Raw genomic sequence first — 24440 nt, forward strand, 5'->3', positions numbered from 1 at the left:
TGTTCAGTTTTATAGCTATTTTTGTACTTCGATTAATCCAAAACTACTTTCGACTTGGCTCATGTCCCTCATAACGAGGAAGCTGAGCATCTAACTCTTCCCAATTTGCCTTTGAGGTGATGAAATTACGCGATATGGGTCGCTCTGTTATATCGCAGATCAACGCGCCTAATCGAAGGCGATACCTGTGAGGAGATTGAGTATTAGCACTATAATTTGGTGCACCACAGGTTTTACAAAAGTACTTACGTTTACCTTCACTACTTTGGTAAAAAGTAAGTGTGCCATTTTTGTCAGTTAATGTCTGATCGCTGGCATTAATAAATCCATTGGTAGCAAAAGCGCTGCCACTGGCCTTACGACAAAGCGAACAATGACAATGAATAATATCAGTAACTTTACCATTAATTGAAAAATTGATTGAGCCACATAAACAACTACCTGTGTACATCTGTATTCCTTGGTTTATTTAATTTTGCTCAGTAGGGTAAATGTTTATTGAAGTTATTTAGTCGTAGAAATACAAACCCCGCACTGTTAATGCGGGGGATAAGTTTAAACTTGTTTGGCTAGATTTTTACTGGGCTTTTTTGGCTTCGAGCGCTTCTATTTCTTTCCAAATTTTTTCAGCCTCGTCAGTGAGCATTGAATAGCTTTTGATATCGCCTTTTCTTTGCGCTTGCATACCTTGCTCTAATTTTGCGTCGTATTCTTTGCGTAATTTTTTGATTGGATCTGGCTTTAAAAATGAAAACATTAACACCCTCGTTATTAATTAACTAATTAAAATTATATTACGTACAAAAGCAGTAAAAAGTTTGCTGTAACCGTAAATATAGCCTATTTAAAGCTTACTGTGGGTCGAGGCGCACAATGCCTTGGCCGTCTAATCCTAAATAAATACTGCCATCATCACCTTGTGCTAGGCTACGAATACGGCCAATGCCTTCAAGTAGTTTACTTTGTTTAACGACATTACCATCAGTGATTTCAAGTACGCTAACAAAGGCGTATTTCATTGAAGCGAGTAAAAATTTTCCTTTAAGTTCAGGATATTTACCACCTTTTACGAGCAGCATGTCTGAAGGGGCAATAGACGGTGTCCATTGTAATGTGGGCGCTTGCATGCCTGGTTGTTCGGTTAAGTCAGTAAACAAAGTACCGCTATAGTTAATGCCGTAACTCACCACTGGCCAGCCATAGTTAGTTTTAGGTTTAATTATATTTAGCTCATCACCACCACGAGGGCCGTGTTCATGTGCCCAAAATATATTATTTTCACCATCGAACCACATGCCTTGTGGATTACGATGCCCGTAAGACCAAATCGCTGGTTTTGCGTCTTTTTGGTTTACAAATGGGTTGTCGGTTGGAATTTTACCATCGTCGTGCAAACGATAAATTTTACCGCCATCGCGGCTTAAATCTTGTGGGTTAACATCGCGTGCACCGCGATCGCCAATTGAAAAATAAACATAATTTTGCTTATCAAACACAATGCGGCTGCCGTAGTGCTGGCCTTTTTTAGAATTATGCTCGCCTTTGTATAATTGTTGTGGCTCACGTAATTGGCTGTGATCGTTACTTAATTTTGCGCGCATAAGTGCGGTGTTACTGCCAGCGCCGTTGCCTTCACTGCTTGAGTAAGTGATATACAGCCATTGATTATTGGCAAAATCGGGGTGCAGTTCTAAATCAAGTAGACCGCCTTGGCCGTTGGCATCAATGTTAGGTAGCCCAGAGACTTTAGTTAAGCGGGTGGAATTTTTACGTAGCAAATACAGGGTGCCACTGCGTTCGGTTATTAATAAATCACCGTTTGGCAGGGCTTCAATAGCCCACGGAATAGAAATTCCTTGGGCAATGGTGGCTGGTTTCACGTTAAGCGCTAATTTATCCAGTTCTTTAAAGTCAACGGCATAAGCACTAAGGCTGGTAAGCAGCGACAGCGCTAGGGCACAACTGGTGGTGGCAAGAGTAGAAAGTTTTTTACGCGTTGCTACTTTGTTCATAATGGCTTCCAAAATTAACTAAATTTTAACTACCTTAGCATGCTATCAATAACAGTGTTAAGTATTTGGGATGAATGAAAGTGTGTGCTATTTAATCGTTTACATTTGGTTATTAGGTTCTATTAATCTTTTAATACCGCATTAAAAAAACTGAATAATTACTCTATTAGGGTTGAAAATTAAAAAATCGAGCGTACACTTGTGCGCTGAAAGTTGAGCTTACACGTGTAGGCTCAAATATAAAGCCCAGCACAAACTAATGGGTAGTCGATTTAAATAGAGAATTTATAACCATGTTAACTCCGGTATTAGACCAATTTTCAAAGTGGTTTTTACATCATCAAAGCTTTGCCGCTTATATTGAGCCAATTATGCAGGTTTTTAAACCCACATGGCGTGCAGGGCTCTGTAGCGCAAAAATTACAGCGATAACATCTTGTAACAACGACTTTTTGAGTGTGACTTTAAAGCCAAGCAAGCAGTGGCAAGCCCATATTGCTGGCCAACATATTAGTTTAACGGTTGAGATAAACGGGCGATTGTTAACGCGCATATTTACACTTGCCAGTAGCCCTGACTATTTTAAAAACACAGGGTTAGTGCGTTTACTTATTAAAACCAACTCACTAGGGCAGTTTACCGGGCAATTACAACAAGCTTTAAGTTCGCAGCAGTGGTGTAATATTTCGCAAGCCAGTGGCGATTTTGTGTTTAAAAGTTGGGGTAAACCCAGTACCTTTATTGCAGGCGGCTCGGGAATAACGCCGATGATTGCTATGCTTGAGCAGCAACTTGGTAATACCAACCATGCTATGCAGTTGCTGTACTTTGCAAAAGAAAATGCACACCAAGGCATAAGTGAACTTGCACTGCTAGCAAAGCGCTATGCGCATTTTAGCTATTTATTACTGACGCGCGATAAACATACATCATTGACGCAACACATTAATATTGATGCTCAGCCAGATATTTATTGCTGCGGTCCAAATGGTTTTATGCAGCAAATTGCTGATTTTGCCAAGCAGCATCAGCTCAATTATTACCACGAAGCGTTTGGGCTTGCCTTGCCAGTGTTAACTGATGATAACCAATTTTCAGTTAAGATAAATCAAGCCACGTATTCAGTGACCACACGCGAGGCGCTATTAAGCCAATTTGAAATCAAAAGACTGCCTGTACAGCGTGGTTGTGGCATTGGTATTTGCCATCAATGTCAGTGCATTAAAAAATCAGGCGTAGTGCGTAATTTAAACACTAATCAATTATCAGACAGTGGCGAACAGTTAATTCAATTGTGTGTCAGCCAAGCGGTTAGCGATTTGGAGTTGCAGTTATGACAAGTATTAATTATCAACAATTAGCCGACGATTTAGATGAAATTAAAATGTCGACCTTGGCTAAAGTCGGGCAAAAAGATGCAAACTACATTCGCTCGATTGTACGTAAGCAACGGTTTTGTGAAATAGGCGGGCGTGTTTTATTAATGCTTGGGTTTATACAGCCCCTACTTTGGGTGGCGGGTGTGTTATTACTGGCCTTAGCTAAAATTCTCGATAACATGGAAATTGGTCACAATGTAATGCACGGTCAGTACGATTGGATGAATGACAAACAACTTAACTCAAAAACATACGAGTGGGATATAGCCTGCGACGGCCAAAGTTGGAACCGTGTTCATAACTTTGAACACCATACCTATACTAATATTATTGGTAAAGACCGCGACTTTGGTTATGGCTTATTAAGATTAAGTAATGACTTTAAATGGCGTTTAAAAAATACTTGGCAGTTTATTACCTATTTAAATTTAAGCGTGCTGTTTCAGTGGGGCGTGTCGTACCACGAGCTGGCGGGTGAGCGTGTGTTTATTGGTAAAAAGAAGCCAAGCCGCAAAGGAGCTGTAGCGCACAGTACCTTAAAAACGCGTTTTTTTAGTAAAGGGGCGCGCCAATTAATTAAAGACTATGTGATTTTTCCACTTTTAGCGGGACCACTGTTTTTGTGGGTGCTAAGCGGTAACTTATTGGCGAACTTAATTCGTAATTTATGGACATCAACCATTATTTTTTGTGGCCATTTTACTGAGCAAACCCATACCTTTTACGAGCAAGATTGTGAAAACGAAAGCCAAGGCCAGTGGTATTATCGCCAAGCGCTGGGGTCGTCAAACATTAAAGGCGCGTCTTGGTTTCATATATTAACTGGGCATTTAAGTTTTCAAATAGAGCATCATTTATTTCCTGATATGCCCTCATCACGTTATCAAGAAATTGCACCACAAGTGCAAGCTGCGTTGCAAAAGCAGGGTATAGCTTATAATACTGGCGGATTTTTTCATCAATATACCTCAGTGTTAAAGCGTATATTTCGTTATTCGTTTAAATAGAGGTTAATAAAATAATCGTTATTACATTGTATGCATTAAATAATCGGCTAACGCTTAAAGCGTTAGCTGATTTTTGCTTTAATAGGGCAAATAACGTTTTTTTGATTAAATAACCATCAGCACATGCAAAAAGTTCTTCTCATTAATTAAAAAACAGTTTGTTTTGCACTGGTTAAATAGTAGCGGGTTGTCATACAATGGAAAAAATAGATTCCACAAGAGAGAATAAAAATGGCCGCATTTGGTACTGTGTTTATGCCGCAGATGATTCAAGCTACGTTTTCTAACAATCAGTGGGGCGAAAGCGCTATTGTTCCTTGCGATAAGCTTGAGTTGCATGCAGGTGCACACGTTCTTCATTATTCAAGTACATGTTTTGAGGGTTTAAAAGCCTTTCGTCATGAAGATGGTTCAGTGAATATTTTTAGAATGGATGCAAATATTGCGCGTATGCAGCAAAGTTCTGAATTATTGAGTTTACCGGCGGTTGATGGCGAGATGCTAAAAACAATGATCATCGATATTGTCCGTGAATACGCTGATGAAACGCCGCTTCCTCCTGGTTCTATGTACATTCGCCCAACCCACATTGGTACTGAGGCTGCCATTGGTAAAGCGGCTGCAGCAACAAACAGCTCCTTGCTATACACACTATTATCGCCAGTAGGCGATTATTTTTCAGGTGGTGCAACCGCGCTACGTGTTTTATTAGAAGAAGACGGCATGCGCTGTGCGCCGCATATGGGGATGATCAAAAGTGGTGGTAACTACGCCAGTGCGTTAGGGCCAATTTCAGCTGCGCGCACTAAATATAAAGCGGATCAAATTTTATTTTGCCCAGGTGGCGATGTGCAAGAAACCGGCGCTGCAAACTTTATATTAATTGATGGCAACGAAATAATTACTAAAGCACTCGACAGCACTTTTTTACATGGCGTAACCCGTAATAGTATTTTAACCATTGCCAAAGATTTAGGCATGACGGTGAGCGAGCGTAATTTTACTGTGACTGAGTTATTAGAGCGTGCAGCAAAACCAGGTACTGAGGCGGCTCTGTCGGGCACTGCGGCGGTATTAACACCAGTTGGTACCTTTATCCATAACGATAAAGAATACAAGGTAGGTAACGGTGAACCAGGCCCAACAACAGCACGTTTACGCCAAGCCTTGAACGATATTCAATGGGGTAAAAGTGAAGATACACACGGTTGGTTAACTAAAATCTAATAGAGTATTCATTGATTAAAAAAGCCACACTAAATAGTGTGGCTTTTTGTTTTTAGCTGCGGCTTAAAATTTCATTTCAACTTTGCCGTAAACATAACGACCATTAAAACCAAATGGCGAAAAACCCGAATACGAGAACAAGCGTGAAAAGGTGGTTACATCGCTCACTAGCTCGCGAGTTGGATCTGGGTATACATCAAACACATTATTAGCGCCTAAGCTCAGTGTAATGTTGTTATTAAGTGCATAAGAAACATCTAAATCGGTGATCCACTTTGGCTTGAGCACTTCGTTACGCTCTGGAATTTCAGAAGGGTCTTGTGTTTCACCATAGCGAGTGCTGCGAAGTGTGGAACGCCATTCGTTTAGTGTCCATGTAGCGCTCAGGTTGTATTTATTACGCGGTGTGCTTACTTCAAAACGACGCAGTTCGTTGCCCGAAAACAGGTTATCTTGTTCAACACCTACGCTTTGTAGCTCAGCGGGTGGGTCAATAATATTGATCACTTCGTTTTTACCGTAGTTATAGCCTAAATTAAACGCTACATCACCGTAGTTATCGGTCATTAGGTTGTAAGAGGCAACCACATCAATGCCACGGGTTTTGCTATCAATCGCGTTTAAGAAAAACCGCCCTTGGTTAGCGCCTGTGCCCTCAAGTAAGCTTGCTACACCTGCGCCCGACAGGTTATTTGATAACACAATACGCTCATCAATTAATATTTGGTAATAATCCACCGATAAGCTGAAATTAAAGTCGGTTGACCAGGTAAAACCTACCCCGTAGTTGGTGGCTTTTTCTGCATCTAAGCCCGGTGAGCCCAATGCAACGGCTACATCACTGCTTGGGGCAAATGTACCTGTTTGCGTTGGAATACCATCAACAAACACGGTCGCCACTGAAGTAAAATATTGCTGTTGTAATGAGGGCGCTCTAAAGCCGGTTGATACAGAGCCACGTAATGCGAAATCTTCTGTTAGCGTATAACGGGTGGCAATTTTACCATTAAGCGTATCACCAAAGTCTGAATAATCTTCATAACGCGCTGCCACGGCAACGTTCCAGTTATCTGTAATAAACGCTTCTAAGTCAATGTAAAGGCTAATATTATGGCGGCTGTTATCACCGGCAGACTCAGGTGTGAACCCCGGGAACACTTGTGAGCCTGCTGAACCAAAAGGGCGATTAACTGGATCGGTTACAGCACCACCTGGGCCAAAAGTGCCTTGTGCGTATGAGGCTTCTTCGCCTGCTTGAATTTCGTAGCCTTCACGGCGATATTCTGCACCCACTGCGACGTTAATTCCGCTAGCTAAAAAGTCTGCGTCAACCTCACGGCTAAAATCAAGGTTACTAGTAAGCTGATCGTAGGTAAGTGTACCGGCATCAAAACTGGTTTGACTGCTAGGCCCATATGAGGTGTTTAAGCTATTAATAACACCAAAGTTAAAGGCATCTTGGCCGTACACAGCAGAAGCGTCGTAGTTCCATTCATTGGCAAACCCTTTTACGCCGAGTGCTAACGAAAAATCGTCAATATCTGAGGTGATCACCGGTAAAAAACCATCGGGGTATATTGCTGTTACGTTACGGCTGTCTTGTGCGCGACGATAAAAACCACCGCCTTCGCCTTCACGCTTGCTGTAAGAGCCAAACGAGTAAAGCTCGGCATCGTTAGTTAACTGATAACCGGCATTATAAAACAGCGCAAAGTCTTCAACGGTGCCGTTGCCAAAGTTATGATTGTAGCGATCCCATGTGAACTCACGCGGATCAAGAGAGCCATCAGGTAGGCGGGCGTAATTTTCGCGTTGGTCGTAGTCAGAGCGGTTTGTTGAGCTGCGATCGCGATATTCAGTAGAAATACTTAAAAAGCCGTTATCACCTAATTCAAAACCCATATTACCTTGTAAGGTTAACGTTTGGCCGTCAGTAAGCGAACGGTCGTTGCCTTCACTAAAGGCTAAGTTGCCATTGGCATCTTCAGAAACGGATTCTAACTGGGCTACACCGTCCATATTGGTAATATTTGCACCATAAACAGCGCCTAGGCTGCCACCACTGCTATTACTTTTAAGCACAATATTGATAACACCGGCAATTGCATCTGAGCCATATTGTGCTGCGGCGCCGTCGCGTAGTACTTCTATTCGCTCAATGGCATTGGCTGGAATAGCGTTTAAATCAACCGATGATGAGCCACGGCCCGTTGAACCGTTTAAATTAAGCAATGCATTACTGTGGCGACGTTTACCATTAACCAACACTAAGGTGTGATCGGGTGCTAAGCCACGCAGTTGCGCAGGACGTACATGGTCGCTACCATCGGTAATTGATGGTTGAGGGAAATTAAAGCTTGGTAATAAGGTGCTCAGTAATGCATTGGTTTCAGTTTGCCCTGAACTTTTTAGGGCATCATTACTAATGATATCAATGGGAACTGGGCTGTCTTCAACTGTGCGGCCAAGTCGGCGAGAGCCAATTACACTAATTTGTTCAATATTTTCTTCTGCTTGTGTGTCTTGCTGTTCTGCATTTACCGACCAGGATCCAAGTAGTGCAGCGGCAACACTGAGTGTAATGGTTTTTTTTGCTGTAAATAGCTGTTTTAGTTGCATGATTAGTTTCCCTCATTCAATGCTCTACAGGTAATTCAATTATTAATGAACTAATTGAAACTGCTGTTGTCAAGGTAGACCATTTTTACAACCAAGGTCAATTTAATTACACTCAATCTACAATTTATTTACAGTGACAGGGGGACTATTTGATTAGCCTGTAGCGTAAGTTGCCATTTACCATTTGATTTTACCTGTGAGCATATCTTTAAACATTACCCAATCGCCCCATAAACTATACAACGGGTGCTTAAATGTAGCAGGGCGGTTTTTTTCAAAAAAGAAATGCCCAACCCACGCAAAGCCATAACCAATCACTGGTAATAACCATAACAACATAAGTTGTGAGCTAAAAAACGCATAGCCTGTCAGTAACAGTACTAAACTACTGCCTATAAAATGCAATCTACGACAGGTTTGATTGCGATGCTCTTTTAAGTAATAAGGGTAAAAGCGTTTAAAGCTGGAAAAGGATTGAGAGTCTGTCATTACTTAGCCTATTGGTGTTTAAACGTTGTTCATTGATGTATTTAAGCGTAACTTGACGAGAGTTAACAGCGATAAATGGTGTTTACCGCAAGTTGATGGACAAACTAGCAGAAAGTTAATAGTTTAGACTGAATATAAATAAAATAATGGTAAATCAATGCTCAAAAAGACACTAACCTGTGCGATTGTGATCGCACTTGCGGGTTGTTCGCAACCTACAAAACAAATTTCTCAAGATGAAGTAAAAACAGCAATGAAAACAGTTAACTTTTTAGATTACCCTGACACTAAAAAAGGCTCTGTGGTTGATAGCTACTTTGGTGAAATAGTGGCTGATCCGTATCGTTGGTTAGAAGATGATATGAGCGACGAAACAGCTCAATGGGTTAAAGCACAAAATAATTTAACCTTTTCATATTTAGAAAAAGTGCCTTACAGAGATACGTTAAAACAGCGCCTTGAAAAATTAATGAACTACGAAAAAATTAGCGCGCCATTTACAGAAGGTGATTACACCTACTTTTATAAAAATGATGGCTTACAAAATCAGTATGTTTTATACCGCAGTAAAGATGGCGGTGAAGCTGAGGTTTTCTTAGATCCTAATACTTTTAGTGAAGATGGCACCACTTCGATGTCGGGCTTATCATTTTCAGAAGATGGCTCATTGTTAGCATACCAAATATCGGAAGGCGGCAGTGATTGGCGTAAAATCATTGTTATTGATACAAAAACCAAAGAGCAAGTAGAGCAAGCACTGGTTGATGTAAAATTTAGTGGTGTAAGCTGGTTGGCAAATGATGGTTTTTATTATTCAAGCTACGATAAGCCAAAAGGCAGTGAGCTTTCTGCAAAAACTGATCAACATAAAGTGTACTACCATAAATTAGGCCAAGCTCAAAGCGAGGATACGCTAGTGTTTGGCGATACCGCTGAGCAAAAACATCGTTATGTGGGCGCTAAAGCGACCAAAGACGGCCGTTATTTATTTATTAGTGCTAGCGTATCGACCTCAGGCAATAAGTTATTTATTAAAGATTTAACTAAGCCAGATAGCGAGTTTGTTACCGTAGTGGGTAATACCGACTCTGATACCAGTGTGATTGATAATGAAGGCAGCAAGCTATTTTTGGTCACTAACTTAAATGCTCCAAATAAAAAAGTAGTGACAGTGGATGCAAGTAACCCGCAACCTGAAAACTGGCAAGACTTTATTCCAGAAACCGAAAACGTACTCAATGTAACGCTTGGTGGTAATACGTTCTTTGCCAACTACATGGTTGATGCTATTTCTAACGTAAAGCAGTACAACAAAAAAGGCGGGTTAATTCGTGATATTAGCTTACCAGGCGTTGGTACGGCGAGTGGCTTTGGTGGTAAAAAAGAGCAAACGACGCTTTATTACTCATTTACTAACTATAAAACCCCAGGCACAACTTACAGCTTTGACGTGCAAAGCGGTGAGTCAAAAGTATATCGTAAGTCGGGGATTGATTTTAATAGCGATAACTACACCTCTGAGCAAGTATTTTATACCTCTAAAGATGGCACTAAAGTACCGATGATTATTACTTATAAGAGTGATATTGAATTAGATGGTAGCAACCCAACCATTTTATATGGTTATGGTGGCTTTAATATTAGCTTAACACCCGGTTTTAGCTCTACAACAGCAGCTTGGCTTGAACAAGGCGGTGTATATGCAGTTGCTAATATTCGTGGCGGCGGTGAATATGGTAAAGAGTGGCATAAAGCAGGTACGCAATTGCAAAAGCAAAACGTATTTGACGACTTTATTGCTGCCGCACAATACTTACAAGACAAAAAATACACCTCTAAAAAGCGCTTAGCACTGCGCGGTGGTTCAAACGGCGGGTTATTAGTGGGTGCTGTAATGACTCAGCGACCTGACCTATTTCAAGTTGCACTACCTGCGGTCGGTGTATTGGATATGCTTCGTTATCATACTTTTACTGCCGGCGCTGGCTGGGCATACGATTACGGTACTAGCGAGCAGAGTAAAGCAATGTTTGATTACTTAAAAGGCTATTCACCGGTTCACAATGTCAAAGCGGGCGTTGAATATCCGGCGACGATGATCACTACAGGCGATCACGATGACCGCGTTGTACCGTCGCATTCATTTAAATTTGCAGCTGAGCTTCAGGCTAATCAAGCGGGTAATAACCCCACGCTTATTCGCATTGAAACTAATGCAGGCCATGGTGCGGGTACGCCAACCAGTAAAATTATCGACCTTTATGCAGATATGTACGGCTTTACGCTTTATAACATGGGCGTTAAATCACTTTAAATATGAAGGAGTAATATAAACATAGGCCGAGTTATTTAAGTAACTCGGCTTTTTTATGTTGACTATTTTATTGAATAGGTGAGAACAATCGTTGATAGGTTTTATAAGCGTATTCGTCGCTCATACCGCTTAAGTAGTCACAAATAATACGCATGCCTTGCTGGTGTTTTTCGGCATCAAGGTAGAGTGCTTGGGTGGTTTCGGGTAATAATCGCAGCGGATCGCTGGCAAACGCGCTAAATAGTTCAATAAGCAAGTTTTGTCCTTTAAATTCTATTTGCTGCATTTGTGGGTCGCGTATTAAGCGCTGAAAAACAAAGTGTTTAAGTATTTGTAATACGCTTTCGTATTGTGCATCTAATTTTGCGGTGTGTTTTAAAATAGGGCATTCAAACGCGTCGTTTTGTATATCTAAATGAATATGAATAATAAAGGTATTCACTAATTCGCCTATAACGTCTTTACGCTCATGTTCGTGTTTTGAAAATAATCGCTGTGTAAGTGACTCGAGTAAAGTGTTTAACCAATCAAAGTTAAGTACTTGTAACTGTGGCAATGCGTGAGTTAGCCAATCATCTAGACTAAGCATATCTGTGGCTATGGCATCTTCAAGGTCATGAACGGCATAGGCTATATCATCGGCCAATTCCATAATGGCGCTGTCTAAAGATTTATAGCGCGTTTTAGCGCGATAAACATCTACATTGTGTTGGCTAGATAATAAGGTTTTATCGCGTTTGCTAAGTGGCTCTATGATCCAATTAAATATAGTGGCATCGTCATTGTAAATGCCTTTGGCCGGTCGCCAGTCATCGGCTTTTATATAGGTGCGTTGTTTATCTTCTTTGGGAATGTTGTGCCACAGCTGGTTAATAAAGCCAGGGTATTTAATAAACCCTAATAGAGTGCGCCGAGTTAAGTTCATGCCATAGCCATTGCTGTAGGGCTCTAGCTTAGCCACAATACGCAGTGTTTGTGCATTACCTTCAAATCCGCCATGCTCGCGCATCATGTAGTTAAGCGCAATTTCGCCACCGTGGCCAAATGGCGGGTGGCCTATATCGTGCGCTAAACATAATGTTTCGAGTAACCCGGTAGACGGAAAATCTTCAAAGTGAGGATGCTGGGCTTTTAAGTGGCGCAATATGCCTGTGCCGATTTGAGATACTTCTAAAGAATGAGTAAGGCGAGTGCGATAAAAGTCGTTTAAACCTATCCCCATTATTTGTGTTTTTGCTTGAAGACGCCTAAAGGCAGCAGCATGAATAATTCGAGAGCGGTCTATTTGCCAAGGAGAGCGATTATCATTAGGACGGTGTTTATATTGTTCGATTATTCTACTTTGCCACTGTTTATCCATGTCACAACCTATTAATTCGTCTTCGACTTTAGCACTGAGTATATTATAAATAGCGAACAATAGGTGTATGAAATGTATTCAGTTGTTCAGTATTCGCGTTTATAAAGTGGCTTAGGTATAATAGTATTTCGTATGTATGCGAATACACCATACATAAATTAGCATTAAATTGAGAGAATACATGTTAAAAATTATTTTTCAGTTGTTATTAGCTGTGATTGTAATTTGGGGGCTTACACACCCATTCATGCAAAGCGGTGATGTGATGTCAGAGGGCGTAGTGCTAACTGATAAAGCAAAAAAAGTAACAAAGAAAGAAAAGCCATTACATAATGTGACTTTACCGAAGTTTTCAAAGTACACAGATGTTAAAGAAAAAAAACGGGCTTTTTTTGACTTTATAAAGCCGCATGTAGAAGCTGAAAATAAAAAGATTTTACAGCAACGCGCAAATCTTGAAATTGCGCGTATGATGCTTGAGCATGATGAGCCTTTGGGTAACAATCAAAAAAATCAGGTGATTAAAATACTCAAAGCCTATGGACTTGATACTACTATCAACACACTTACGCTTACACAAGCACTGCGTCATGTTGATATTATTCCCAAAGAAATGGCATTAATGCAGGCTGCCAATGAGTCAGCGTGGGGGACATCACGGTTTGCACGCATTGGTCTAAACTTTTTTGGCCAATGGTGCTATAAAAAAGGCTGTGGCATGGTGCCAAGAAGACGTAATAACGAAGCCGAGCATGAAGTGGCTGCTTTTAAGTCAGTACGTGCAGCGGTTAGCTCATATTTTAGAAATATAAACACACACAATGCGTATAAAGAGCTGCGTAGTATACGTGAAAATTTGCGTCAACAGCAAAAGCCTATATTAGCAACACAACTAACGTATGGCTTAATGTCGTATTCTGAACGCGGTGAAGCGTACATTGAAGAGCTAAACACCATGATCAACCAAAATCGAGCGTACTTTAATGAATAAGTCAGTATTAAAATTAGTGACAGCGAGCTGTTTAGTCATTGCTGCAAGCCATGCTTATGCTAAAGAGTTTGTCATGTCGTATGATGGCTTTTATGATCGTTTAAAAGTAGTTAACAAGGGAGATTTTCAGTACGCGCGTGTAAACTTTTATATCAACGATATTGGCACCAACGAAGTCTGTAGTATTGAAAGTGGGACCATTTTAACTGAAAAAAATGAGTACCCGCTTAATTACACCGATAAAGCACAACTGCTACTGCCTTATGATAAGCAGCTTGATACCGACAAAGCCGTGATCGTGGTTCAGCCAAAAAATCCGGTTCATGATTGTCAGTTAAAATTGCAAATAGAAGCCAATGAGCTAGACGGACTTCCTTTTTCAAAGCATTCATTATTAACCATTAATAATGAGCTTGAAGCGCTTTTAACCGATTTATCGGGCTTTTTTGTTAGTAAACTAATGTGGTTTTTATTACCAGAGCAAAAAGGCGTGGTTGTTACCTTTAAAACGCCAAAACAATTTGATGATGAGCGCATAAACTGCGAAAAATCAGTATGCTATTTTGAAGTAACTGATAGTTGGCAAGATGATACCAAAATATTAGCTGATATAAATGAGGTAGTTAAAGTAACACCCTGGATCAGCAAATAACACTTTGCGCTTATAACTTAATCAACGAAAAAAGGCGGCATCAAATTTGATGCCGCCTTTTTCGTTAAACTAAACTTTTCAAGGCAGCGTCTATGTTCGAGAAGTGAAATCGGTAGTTGTTGTCTAGTGCTTTTTTAGGCACCACATATTGACCGGTAGTGAGTAGATCGGCCATTTCTCCCATAAGCAGATTAAGCACGCCAGCAGGCATAGGCATAAAAGCAGGGCGCGATAATGCATTACCGAGCGATTTGCTAAACTGCTTATTACTTACTGGCTTTGGGGCAGTGGCATTTACAGCACCTGAGAGCTTTGTGTTACGCATTAAAAATAAAATTAGCTGCACCATATCATCTATATGTATCCACGACATGCCTTGCTCGCCATGGCCAATAGGCCCACCTAAACAAAGCTTAAATGCAGGTAGCATTTTACCAAGCGCACCGCCTTTTTTAGCCAGTACAATACCGGTTCGTAGCAGGCAAACACGGGTATCGTCAGATTGTGCGTTTAATGCTGCTTGTTCCCAATCTTTACAAAGTTGGTGACTAAATTCATCGTGAGGGGCTGCATTATTTTCATCAACGAGGGTTTTACCTTGGCGGCCATAATAGCCGATTGCACTACCAGAAATAAAAGTATGGGGTGGGGTATGACACTGATTAATTGCATCACTGATCGCTTGGGTAATAATAATTCGACTATCGCGTATTTTTGCCTTTTGCTTGTCGCTCCAACGTTTGTTAACAATAGGCTCACCGGCTAAATTAATAACCACATCAACGGTATTAAAATCTACGCCTTCTATGCTGTTAGTCGCATTAATTTTATGCCCTAACAAAACCTTTGCTTTGGTTGGATTTCTGCTCAGCACAGTAATGTCGTGGTGGTGCAACAAAAAAGGGCAAAGGTGCCTACCAATTAAGCCCGTGGCACCGGTAAAAAATATATGCATTACAACTCCAAAATTATAAATAAAGCAGGATGTTTAAAATTTATACTCCCCAGCTTAACGAATTGCAAATTTATACGTGCTATTAGCGATTATGATCACTGAGTAAATATTTCATTCTATTAGGTTTTGCCTTACACTAAAGCCAAATAACAGTAATAGGATAGTCGTATTGGCAAGTTTAACAGGGGTAAATAAAAGCTTAATTATTTTTGCAGCTTTAGTAATTGTATTGGCTGGTGTTAAAGCCGCAAGCGCTATTGTTATTCCGTTTATTTTGGCAGCGTTTATTGCCATCATTTGTAGCCCGCTAATTAACTTTTTTGCCCGTTACCGCATTCCCAAAGGGGCAGCAGTTATACTTGTGGTGCTTATAATTGTGGCTTTAGGAGTGAGCCTAGGCGGCTTAGTGGGGCAGTCGGTTAACGATTTTTCAAAGCAACTACCTCAATATAAAGCGCAATTAAAAGAACAATTTGTATGGCTGGTTGATATGGCCTCGCAATACAATATTTTAATTAATAAAGAACAAATATTGTCTATGTTCGACCCAAGCAAAATGGTTGATGTTGCTACCAACATGCTAACCGGTTTGGGTAGCGTAATGGCCAATATGTTTTTAATTATTTTAACTGTTGTTTTTATGTTGTTTGAAGGGCCGGTGCTGGGTAAAAAAATTCATTTAGCGTTGGACGACCCCGACAGCAAAATCAAACAAATTGATCGCTTTTTAGACTCTATTAATTCTTATTTGGCAATTAAAACCTTAGTGAGTTTAGCCACCGGAGTAATTGCAGCGATTTACCTGTGGGTTTTAGATGTAGATTACTTTGTGTTATGGGGGGTATTGGCATTTATGCTTAATTACATCCCTAATATCGGTTCTATTTTTGCGGCTATTCCTCCGCTTTTACTCGCATTAATAACTCAAGGCCCTTTGGTAGCTAGTTTAGTCGGGGCTGGTTACTTAATAATGAATACAGTAATGGGGAATATGGTTGAGCCAAAATATATGGGCAAAGGTTTAGGGCTTTCTACCTTGGTCGTATTTTTGTCGTTAATATTTTGGGGCTGGCTATTAGGCTCTGTGGGTATGCTGTTATCGGTGCCTTTAACCATGATTGTAAAAATAGCGCTTGAGGCCAGTGAAGAGGGGCGTTGGTTAGCAACACTACTTGGTACGGGTGAAGAAAACGAGATAAAATCACACGAGTAAAATATTACAAAGGCGTGCCAAACAAAGCACGCCTTTGCTGTGTATTAACAAGTAACTGTTAAATTAGCTAAAACGCTATCTACCGCGTTTATAGCGCCATTATTAACTGATCGCAGCTAACGTGCTGCATACTTCCTTGAACATTGGCGCTTATATGCCAGCCATCGGAGAGTTTTTTCACCTCGCTAACAGGGTGCGCTAATTTAACAGTGTTTGGGTCAAGTTGCCTATAAAGCGCATTAATAAGCTCGTTCATACCGTTTTGTATTCTAAATAGTTGCATTTCACCTGCGCCTGCAATTTGCTGTGCAGGCGCAGTGGTTGATGCTTGGTACAACACATCGCCTTGGCTGTATTGCTCAAATACAGGGACGTTTAAAGCAGCAACTAACTGTTGAATATTCGGCTGGTGAGGAAATATCCAAGTAGGGCCTAAATCGTGGCCAATGGTGTTGTTGGTCGCTAAAAAATGAGAGGTGATCCTGCCGCCCAAACTGGCTTTAGCCTCTAATAATAAAAACGCAATATCACGTTTTTTTAAGCTGTAAGCGGCATATAAGCCCGCTAAGCCACCACCAATAATAACCACAGGTTTATGCATTTTAAGTCACTTTAGTTAAGTCAATCTACTGGTAGGTAGTTTGTGGTTTTTATGCAGATTTGTCAAAACGTTTCAATGAGTTAACCTGCTTAATTTTTCAGGCTAGTAGCGACTGTGGGTGAGAAAAATATAATTGCTTAACGGTTAAATACGAATTGAATTAGTTCATGACTTCCATTCAACCGATCTTCCGCACCCATTTTAAGAATAAATCCGCTGATATTTTTCACCCAAGCAATCAACAATGGTTTGATTGCGCGGCTGCATATTCGCCACCATGGGTGGCTTATCAGACCAATACATTATGATGATATGCTCGAAGCACTGGAACACCCAGCGTGCCGTGGGGCGTTGGCCCGGCTTGTATTTCATTGTGGGGAAGTAGCAGTTTTTCTCGACCAAGGTTTTACGGATTTGGTGCTCTAACCCCGCGTACACCATTAGGCAGCAAGTCATTACCATGAGTAACGCTTCAATGCGCTCAGGCTTTTTCAGGTAAATAGCGCTCGTAAGGAAGTCGGGACTTTTTAAAAAGCGAAAGCCTTTTTCTACATTCTGCTGCGCTTTGTAGCTGCTCAGCAAGTTTGCCATGTCAAGATGGTCGCTAACATCATTGGTGGCAATAATAAATAACCCCAGTTGTTGTAAAGCGGCTTTTCTGGATGCCAGTGGTGTGCATAATGCACCCGTAATCTGATACTCGATACGCTCAGGTAACTGCCCTGCTTTAGGGCGTCCTGCTCCCTTAAAAATGGCTACTTCAACAACATTTGCATCCACATCACATACCGCTTGTTTACCTCGCCATTTTATAAGGGCGCTTTGTGCGTCATTTTGGCAAGCGAAGCGTTGTTGGCACAGTTTTTTAAAGCTTTTGCGGGCAACTTCTCCGGCTTTTAGCATACGCTTGTTCAGGTTATGCTGCTCTCGCTTATACGCCTGCTCACTGCGAATGAGTAGCCATTTTTGTTTCACCCCCCCGTATTCACTGTCATAACTCACGCCTTCATAGCCAGGTGAGATAGGGGTGAAATTCAAGTTAGGCGCTTGCTTAACAAGGGTTTTAGCTTCTTTGAGGGTTTGCGGTACCCGCGTAATGAACAGTTGGCCTTGAGTATGTAAATCTTTAATGGTTTCTTGCACATACAAGGCGGCATCGGCCACAAAGTAGCGGCTGGCTTGCGCGGCTTTTAAACTGCCAATATGTGCCTTTACAATCTGTTTAAAGCCTTCCATATCATTGCTGTTGCCACTGGCAGGCTTCATATAAACCGGAATGCCTGACTGGTTCTCACAGATAAGATTGAGTATCACTTGGTTGAGCTCAGGGCGATGGTCGCGCGAATAACCTTTCGCGATACGGATAGGTTTTGGTTCGTCATCATCAGGCTCGCTTGTCGCTTTGCCATCGTAATGAAAGCTTGTCGAATCAAGGTGTAAGGCTTGGGTTTGTAACCCTAATTTCTCTACCACCGCCTCGCCCAATTGTTGATACAGCTTCGATACGCCGTATTCATATAAGGTGTCTAAACAGCGACCAAGCGCATCGTCGTTGATGTGCTCGGACTTTACGCCTTCACCAATTAATCTATCAAGCGGCTTGCCTTGAAAATACTCGCTGTACATATGCAGTGTGCGACCAGTGAAACCTAGGCCGTTTAGCACCATAGCCAACACTAATTGACCACAACTGATGTTGCGCTCAGGCGCCACGCCACCGAGTGCGTTATCAATAATATCGACAAAACCTAGATCGTGACAAAATCCAGCAACTAAGCCGTGGTGTTCGAGTTTTTGGGCATAAGGGATAGACATAAATACGCGCTCTCAAAAGAGAGTAATAGATCAAATATGGGGATCGCCGTCAAGTATTTTTTAACAAAATTCGATCAACCGCTCATTTAATGAACTAATTTAATTCAGATTTAGGGTGCGGAATGACAGATTCAAAATTAGAACTTGAAATGACTGAGGATGCTTTGCGAATGCATTCGTCAATTCATGCTATTGGTGCAATTATATCAGAAGATGTTTTTGATGTGATAAAAGGTAATACAGCAGAATTTTCGCCTAAGAAATACAGAAGAAAACTTGAAAAAATCACAGCTAAAAGGTGGTTAAAAGGTCAATATTAAAATTTATACCTAACCTGTAAATTAATGTATGAATTAATAGCGTTTGGCTTTAATTAATGTTTAATTAGGTTTGTATCGCGATATAAATCTCTTATTAGTAATTATTAAAGCTCCATTTTAAGCTGCGCAATAAATTGCTCTATCAGTGTTATTTCACACTCTTTGTAGGCAACGACGGCTTTTGGGGCATTGGGTTGCTTTAACATATAACGCCATTGGCAGCTTCTTTCGATGTAGTTGTCTTTAGCATTAATGCTTTGCTTAAATAATGACAAAACTTGAGTGTTACCCGTTTCATTTTCTAATGCTGATAATTCAAAGGTACGTTTTTGGATCCAGCTGTCTTGGTGCTGCTGTATTTTAATTAATTTAGCATCTAAACACTGTGTATAAATTTTAATTTGCTCGGGTTGAGGGTTATCTTCTAGGGTGCATTCTGGTTGTGCCGCTGTGCTTGGCTGAGCCCAAGCAAGTAATAGTGTTAGGGTAAAACAAAAGGCGTATTTATTTTTTTTCATGGTAATTAAACTCGAGAATAAATTTAGCGCCGCCTAAACGTTGCGACTGAGAAATAGTTAGCATCCCCTGATACGACTTTACTAAGTCAGATACAATGGCCATACCAACACCATGGCCACTTTCGTAAGTATCGAGGCGAGTGCCGCGTTTTAAAAGCGACTCTCGTTTGTTTTTAGGTATGCCAGGGCCGTCATCGCAAATACTAATGCTGAGTGTTTTAGCTTGTGAAACCTCAATACTAACCTGAGAGCGACAGGCTTTGCAGGCATTATCTATCAAGTTACCTAATACTTCCATTAAATCGGTTTTATCGCCTAAGAAGTAGTCTTTATCATTTATTTTACAGTTAAATATGATGTCTTTATCGAGATAAACTTTGCCCATTGCACTTAAAATAGAGTCGATAACCGGTTTTATTGGGGTTTGCTTTTTCCATGTATCGGAAGCACCCGTGGCAGCGCGTTTTAATTGATGCTCGATCATCACATTTATTCTGTCGAGTTGTTCTTGTGCATCAGCATCATTGGCTAATGGACTTGATTTTAATACGGCTAAAGGGGTCTTAAGTGCATGTGCTAAATCGCTTAGCGATGCTCTGTAGCGCTCTTTTTGACGTTGTTGAGATTCTAATAATAGATTTAGGTCAGCTTTAATTGTTTGCAGTTCAACAGGGTAAAGGCCTTTAATTTCTTGTATATCGCCTGATTCAATCGCTTTTATTTCTTTATCTAGGCGTTGCAGCGGCCGTGCACTCCAAATAAAACCAATGGCCATTAATCCTGCAATGGCAATTCCCATTATAAACATCCAGTCGACCAAGGTTTGCTTAAATCCGTCCATTAAACGCAGTAGGGCATCGTTACGTTTTAATAAAAAAAATCGGGCTTGTTCTGATTGGTCAATATTATTAAGGATGACTGTTAAGCTCAGCTGCCAGTAGGCTGTATTGTTATACACCACACGTCTAAAGTCTGCAGCGCCGGCTTTTGGCTCTATATATTGCGGCACAAAGTTTAGGTTAACCGCCGATTCAGAATGCCAAATTGGCATGTCGTCACGGTAAATCATGGCATAAGTGTCTGAATTTAAGTTGTTCAGTTCAGGAGTTAAAATAGAGCTGGGCATAATGATTCCCCGCTCAGTAAAGTCTACTTCTGAAATGAGCGAGTAAAGATGAGCTTCGAGATTTTTTTCAGTGGCTTCAACAAGTGAGGCATAGTAGGCCTTACCTATAGAGTAAAACAAAATAGGAAGGGCAACTAACAAAACAAAGACAAGGATAAATCCTTGCCTTATTTTTAACGAAATTTGTGATATTACCACTGACTTTTAAGCCTGTAACCACGCCCCCGCAGTGTTTCTACTGGGTTAAGTACGCCATCTGGGTCTAGCTTTTTACGTAAACGTAGTACAAATACTTCTATTACATTTGAATCTAAATCGAAGTCTTGGTCATAAATGTGCTCTGTAAGTTCAGACTTTGAAATTACTTTTTGCGGGTTAACCATTAAGTATTCCAGTACTTTGTATTCGTAGGCGGTTAAGCTTAGCTCTTTGTCGTTTACCCATACTTGCTGTGAACGAGTATGAATTTTAATCGGGCCTGCGCTCATTTCTGGGTTAGCTTTACCTGCACTGCGACGAATTAGCGCATTACAACGGGCAATAAGCTCTTCCACATGAAATGGTTTAGTGAGGTAGTCATCAGCACCCGCATCGAGGCCTTCAACTTTATCTTGCCAACGATCGCGAGCGGTTAAGATTAAAATAGGAATAGTTATCCCTTGGGCGCGTGCTTTGTTAATTAGCTCAATACCATCAATTTTTGGTAAGCCTAAATCGACCACAGCCATATCTAGGGGGTATTCAGTGATATGAAAAAGGCCTGCTTCACCATCGTGGCATACATCAACGCTGTAACGCTCTTTTTCTAGTGCATTGCGCAGGTTGTCTGCCAAGTGTAAATCATCTTCTATTACTAAAATTCGCATTGGTTAATCCTTTTTCACTTCGCCAGTTTTTTTGTTTATTTTCAAATCGACGACGTGGCCGTCAGTTTTCAAAATTCGTACAGTATAAAAAAGTGTTTCTTCAGAAATTTTTAGCGTTGTGCCGTTTGTAGTTTGTTTTGCAAGTATTACTGCTTTCTTTTTGTTTATCTCAACTTTATCAACTTTATCGACTTTATTGGTAGTGTTATTTGCTTGAGCTAAATTAGCAAAACAAACAACCGCAATTAAATTGAGCAATAATAATACACGCATTACGAAACTCCTAAAACATACCTGCTTAGCCTACAAACTAAACCACTAAAATTTAAATATCATGCTGTGTATTCAAATTTTCATAAAGTGAAGTTTAACTAAAAATGAGTGAACAACCCCTGAATTTCCGGTTGCGGTTAACTAACGCATTTCATTTAAGCAGGGAATACTTTTTTAAATGGTTTAACAATTGAGTTTTCATACACACCACCGGCAACATATGGGTCGTTCGCGGCCCATTCTCTGGCATCTTCTAATGAATTAAACTCAGCAATGACCAAAGAACCGGTAAAACCTGCATCTTGAGGATCTTCGCTATCAACGGCTGGAAGCGGACCTGCGGTTAGCAGTCGGCCTTCATCCTGTAACGTTTGTAAGCGCGCTAAATGCGCTGGACGAGCCGCTTTACGGTGCTCTAAACTATTTTGTACGTCTGTTGAATAAATCATATACAACATAAAAACTCTCAAAACTTGTTAAATTTAATTAACTGCATACTAGCATAGGGTTGATAAATGGTGAATTAAAAGTGTTTGTGGCGATGTTTACAGCAAGAATGTTTTTTTACACGGTAATTGCTTGAAAAGCGCTGCGTAACACTGGTAGAGTCCGTTGGATAAGATAAAAAATAACAAGGTTATTACATGAGTGAAAATAGAGAGCATTTTAGCTCCCGCTTAGGATTTATATTAGCAGCGGCAGGTTCTGCTGTGGGTATTGGTAACTTAGTAGGCTTTCCAGTTTCTGCGACCAAGAATGGCGGTGGTGCATTTTTGCTCGTCTATGCTTTATTTGTCGCATTTATTTGTTTACCTGTGATGATGGCCGAAATGGCGATGGGTCGCCATGCACAAAAAGATCCCCTTGGTGCGTATAAGGTGCTTGCCAATAATGATAAAAAATGGAAGTTTGCTGGCTTTTTAGCGGTGTTAACGCCATTTATGATTGCTGTTTTTTATCTGGTGATCACGGTGTGGATTTTTGGTTACTTGAGCCAAACCGCACTGGGTAATCTTGATATGCTAGCAAATCCTGGGCATTTTGATGAGTTTATTAATAGCTACAATGTGTTTGGCTACATGGCGCTGGTTGTGGTTATTGTTAATTTAATTTTGGTCGGTGGCGTAAAAGATGGTATAGAAAAGGCGGCTAAATTTTTGATGCCGGCATTATTTGTCATGCTCATTATATTAGTGGGTTATGTATTAACGCTTGATAACGCAATGGAAGGTGTAAAATACTACATTATTCCTGATTTTAGTAAAATGAACGCCAGTGTGTTGAACGGCGCATTGAGCCAAGCATTTTTCTCATTATCGTTAGGCATGGGTATTTTAATTACTTATGCATCATACATTTCTAAAAAAGACGACATAGTAGGCAGCGCTAAAATGGTGGCCATTACTGACTCTCTGGTTGCATTTGTAGCAGGTTTAATGGTGTTGCCAGCCATTTTTAGTTTTGACCCGAATACCGATCCCTCTAAATTGTCAGACTCGTCGGTGTCGATGATTTTTGTTTACCTGCCCAAAATATTATTAGCGATGCAACACGATATTGGTTATTTTGGCGCATCTGCTGTGGCGTTTATTTTCTTTTTACTGGTATTTTTTGCAGCCATTACTTCATTAGTATCTATTGTAGAAGTGCCTACCGCCACACTCAGTGATCGCAAAGGCATTAGCCGTAAAAAAGCACTGGGTATTTTAACCTTATCAACGGGTGTGCTTACTGTTTTATGTATTATGTCATTTGGCATGATAGACAGCTTAACGTCTTTTGCCAGCTACGGTAGCGGCAACAAGAGCTTTTTTGATATTATTTATGATGTTTTTTACGACACTATTTTGCCACTTAACGGGTTAATGGTGTGCCTATTTGTGATTTATAAATGGAAAAAAGTCCGTTTAAGTGAAGAGTTAAGACAAGGCTCTCCTAATTATGCGAATAGTTATATGGAAAAATACGTTAACTTTTCACTGCAAACCTTTATTCCAGCAATTTTACTCATAATTTTTGTAAATACTGTCGCGACTAAGTTTTTTAATATCAGCATATTTGGTTTTTAATTTAAACTAAATTTAATTAAGCTGCGTTTGTCGCGGCTTTTTTTTGTTTCTAGAGTCATAGAGTCAATCTTTTCATAGACGCTACGCTCTGGGTACTCAATTAATGTAAATACTAGGTTTTAGCGCAAATGTATTTGCTTCCTTAGCCTGCTACAGGCGTTCATTTATGATGAAGCACGCAAGTTGATTGTATTTTACACCATTTAACCTCCCTTATACGCCTTGTGCTTGATTAAGGTTGACTTACCCCTTGGTAACCCTTAGCCTGCCTGCTTTTATTTTTACATCATTGTATTGCCACGCTCGAGGGCTAAACCCTAGGCGTGTATTTAGGAGCAAATAATGAATAAAGCACAACTTGTTACAGCCATTGCACACTCGAGTGAACTAACGAAAAAACAGGCGCAATTAGCGCTTTCAAGTTTGCAAAAAGTGATTACTAAATCACTGTCTGAAGGCGATCAGGTACAAATATCTGGTTTTGGCACTTTTGCATTAAGTTATTACCCAGCACGCAGAGGTCGTAATCCACAAACCGGCGAAACTATTGAAATAGAAGGGGCTAATAAAGCGGTATTTAAGCCAGCTAAAGTGTTAAAAGACAGCCTTTAATTAATACTCTTGATTAAACCCG

Annotated in this window: 24 protein-coding genes; 10 read left to right on the forward strand and 14 right to left on the reverse strand. The window is 40.5% G+C overall.

Translation table 11 applies throughout. The features are described from left to right. Window positions 1–43: 43 nt before the first annotated feature. From AC6H44_RS06305 to AC6H44_RS06315, 3 genes are all read right to left on the reverse strand, one after another. A complete protein-coding gene (locus AC6H44_RS06305; protein WP_500738031.1) occupies window positions 44–451 on the reverse strand; it encodes a GFA family protein in 408 nt (135 codons plus the stop codon). A gap of 126 nt (window positions 452–577) precedes the next feature. After that, on the reverse strand, window positions 578–757 hold the full coding sequence (locus AC6H44_RS06310) for a DUF6435 family protein (RefSeq protein ID WP_500738032.1): 180 nt from the start codon (window positions 755–757) through the stop codon (window positions 578–580). 94 nt (window positions 758–851) lie between these two features. After that, a complete protein-coding gene (locus AC6H44_RS06315) occupies window positions 852–2012 on the reverse strand; it encodes a PQQ-dependent sugar dehydrogenase (RefSeq protein ID WP_500738033.1) in 1161 nt (386 codons plus the stop codon). A gap of 293 nt (window positions 2013–2305) precedes the next feature. Between AC6H44_RS06315 and AC6H44_RS06320 the strand changes: the two genes are divergently transcribed. The 3 genes from AC6H44_RS06320 (at window position 2306) to AC6H44_RS06330 (ending at window position 5625) form a co-directional block, all read left to right on the forward strand. Beyond that, complete coding sequence (locus AC6H44_RS06320) at window positions 2306–3349, forward strand: flavin reductase family protein (RefSeq protein WP_500738034.1); 1044 nt, start codon at window positions 2306–2308, stop codon at window positions 3347–3349. Beyond that, the gene (locus tag AC6H44_RS06325) at window positions 3346–4398 is read left to right on the forward strand and encodes a fatty acid desaturase family protein (protein WP_500738035.1); all 1053 of its coding nucleotides are present in this window, start codon (window positions 3346–3348) and stop codon (window positions 4396–4398) included. The genes AC6H44_RS06320 and AC6H44_RS06325 overlap by 4 nt, the downstream gene beginning before the upstream one ends. 231 nt (window positions 4399–4629) lie before the next feature. Further along, entirely contained in the window at window positions 4630–5625 is a 996-nt protein-coding gene (locus AC6H44_RS06330; protein WP_500738036.1) for a branched-chain amino acid aminotransferase, read from the forward strand. Window positions 5626–5688: 63 nt separating this feature from the next. On the opposite strand, the gene AC6H44_RS06335 is transcribed toward AC6H44_RS06330, so the two are convergent. Both AC6H44_RS06335 and AC6H44_RS06340 read right to left on the reverse strand, forming a co-directional pair. Beyond that, window positions 5689–8244 (reverse strand): TonB-dependent receptor plug domain-containing protein, encoded by a 2556-nt coding sequence (locus AC6H44_RS06335; protein WP_500738037.1) that lies wholly within the window; start codon window positions 8242–8244, stop codon window positions 5689–5691. Between the two features lie 177 nt (window positions 8245–8421). Continuing rightward, window positions 8422–8733 (reverse strand): Mpo1-like protein, encoded by a 312-nt coding sequence (locus AC6H44_RS06340; protein WP_500738038.1) that lies wholly within the window; start codon window positions 8731–8733, stop codon window positions 8422–8424. 157 nt (window positions 8734–8890) lie between these two features. On the opposite strand from AC6H44_RS06340, the gene AC6H44_RS06345 reads away from it, so the two are divergent. Beyond that, window positions 8891–11047 (forward strand): prolyl oligopeptidase family serine peptidase, encoded by a 2157-nt coding sequence (locus AC6H44_RS06345; RefSeq protein WP_500738039.1) that lies wholly within the window; start codon window positions 8891–8893, stop codon window positions 11045–11047. Window positions 11048–11114: 67 nt separating this feature from the next. Here AC6H44_RS06345 and AC6H44_RS06350 read toward each other — a convergent pair whose 3' ends face one another. After that, a complete protein-coding gene (locus AC6H44_RS06350) occupies window positions 11115–12407 on the reverse strand; it encodes an anti-phage deoxyguanosine triphosphatase (RefSeq protein WP_500738040.1) in 1293 nt (430 codons plus the stop codon). A gap of 181 nt (window positions 12408–12588) precedes the next feature. Between AC6H44_RS06350 and AC6H44_RS06355 the strand changes: the two genes are divergently transcribed. Together AC6H44_RS06355 and AC6H44_RS06360 are read left to right on the forward strand one after the other, a co-directional pair. Next, window positions 12589–13398: a glucosaminidase domain-containing protein gene (locus AC6H44_RS06355; protein ID WP_500738041.1), complete on the forward strand. Its 810-nt coding sequence runs from the start codon at window positions 12589–12591 to the stop codon at window positions 13396–13398. Beyond that, window positions 13391–14050, forward strand: coding sequence for a DUF2987 domain-containing protein (locus AC6H44_RS06360; RefSeq protein WP_500738042.1), 660 nt, complete (start codon window positions 13391–13393; stop codon window positions 14048–14050). Before AC6H44_RS06355 ends, AC6H44_RS06360 begins: the two co-directional genes overlap by 8 nt. Window positions 14051–14114: 64 nt before the next feature. Here the strand turns inward: AC6H44_RS06360 and AC6H44_RS06365 are convergent, their stop codons facing one another. Then, on the reverse strand, window positions 14115–15005 hold the full coding sequence (locus AC6H44_RS06365) for a TIGR01777 family oxidoreductase (RefSeq protein WP_500738043.1): 891 nt from the start codon (window positions 15003–15005) through the stop codon (window positions 14115–14117). 169 nt (window positions 15006–15174) lie between these two features. Here AC6H44_RS06365 and AC6H44_RS06370 point away from each other — a divergent pair, with 169 nt between their 5' ends. Further along, window positions 15175–16218 (forward strand): AI-2E family transporter, encoded by a 1044-nt coding sequence (locus AC6H44_RS06370; RefSeq protein ID WP_500738044.1) that lies wholly within the window; start codon window positions 15175–15177, stop codon window positions 16216–16218. Between the two features lie 88 nt (window positions 16219–16306). On the opposite strand, the gene AC6H44_RS06375 is transcribed toward AC6H44_RS06370, so the two are convergent. Together AC6H44_RS06375 and AC6H44_RS06380 are read right to left on the reverse strand one after the other, a co-directional pair. Then, window positions 16307–16819 carry an FAD-dependent oxidoreductase gene (locus AC6H44_RS06375; protein ID WP_500738045.1) on the reverse strand — a complete coding sequence of 171 codons (513 nt, stop codon included), beginning with the start codon at window positions 16817–16819 and terminating at the stop codon, window positions 16307–16309. Between the two features lie 201 nt (window positions 16820–17020). After that, on the reverse strand, window positions 17021–18634 hold the full coding sequence (locus AC6H44_RS06380; RefSeq protein WP_500738046.1) for an IS1634 family transposase: 1614 nt from the start codon (window positions 18632–18634) through the stop codon (window positions 17021–17023). A 122-nt stretch (window positions 18635–18756) separates the two neighbouring features. On the opposite strand from AC6H44_RS06380, the gene AC6H44_RS06385 reads away from it, so the two are divergent. After that, complete coding sequence (locus AC6H44_RS06385) at window positions 18757–18954, forward strand: hypothetical protein (RefSeq protein WP_500738047.1); 198 nt, start codon at window positions 18757–18759, stop codon at window positions 18952–18954. A 104-nt stretch (window positions 18955–19058) separates the two neighbouring features. On the opposite strand, the gene AC6H44_RS06390 is transcribed toward AC6H44_RS06385, so the two are convergent. From AC6H44_RS06390 to AC6H44_RS06410, 5 genes are all read right to left on the reverse strand, one after another. Beyond that, window positions 19059–19472 carry a hypothetical protein gene (locus tag AC6H44_RS06390; protein WP_500738048.1) on the reverse strand — a complete coding sequence of 138 codons (414 nt, stop codon included), beginning with the start codon at window positions 19470–19472 and terminating at the stop codon, window positions 19059–19061. Then, window positions 19459–20796, reverse strand: coding sequence for an ATP-binding protein (locus AC6H44_RS06395; protein ID WP_500738049.1), 1338 nt, complete (start codon window positions 20794–20796; stop codon window positions 19459–19461). Before AC6H44_RS06395 ends, AC6H44_RS06390 begins: the two co-directional genes overlap by 14 nt. Then, window positions 20790–21464 (reverse strand): response regulator transcription factor, encoded by a 675-nt coding sequence (locus AC6H44_RS06400; protein ID WP_500738050.1) that lies wholly within the window; start codon window positions 21462–21464, stop codon window positions 20790–20792. Before AC6H44_RS06400 ends, AC6H44_RS06395 begins: the two co-directional genes overlap by 7 nt. Window positions 21465–21467: 3 nt before the next feature. Beyond that, complete coding sequence (locus AC6H44_RS06405; protein WP_500738051.1) at window positions 21468–21737, reverse strand: PepSY domain-containing protein; 270 nt, start codon at window positions 21735–21737, stop codon at window positions 21468–21470. 155 nt (window positions 21738–21892) lie between these two features. Beyond that, window positions 21893–22195 (reverse strand): YciI family protein, encoded by a 303-nt coding sequence (locus AC6H44_RS06410; protein WP_500738052.1) that lies wholly within the window; start codon window positions 22193–22195, stop codon window positions 21893–21895. Window positions 22196–22381: 186 nt separating this feature from the next. Between AC6H44_RS06410 and AC6H44_RS06415 the strand changes: the two genes are divergently transcribed. After that, complete coding sequence (locus tag AC6H44_RS06415) at window positions 22382–23806, forward strand: sodium-dependent transporter (RefSeq protein WP_500738053.1); 1425 nt, start codon at window positions 22382–22384, stop codon at window positions 23804–23806. A 342-nt stretch (window positions 23807–24148) separates the two neighbouring features. Then, the gene (locus AC6H44_RS06420; protein ID WP_500738054.1) at window positions 24149–24418 is read left to right on the forward strand and encodes an HU family DNA-binding protein; all 270 of its coding nucleotides are present in this window, start codon (window positions 24149–24151) and stop codon (window positions 24416–24418) included. Window positions 24419–24440 lie beyond the last annotated feature (22 nt).

The sequence above is a fragment of the Pseudoalteromonas sp. TAP-3C genome (assembly GCF_059888565.1).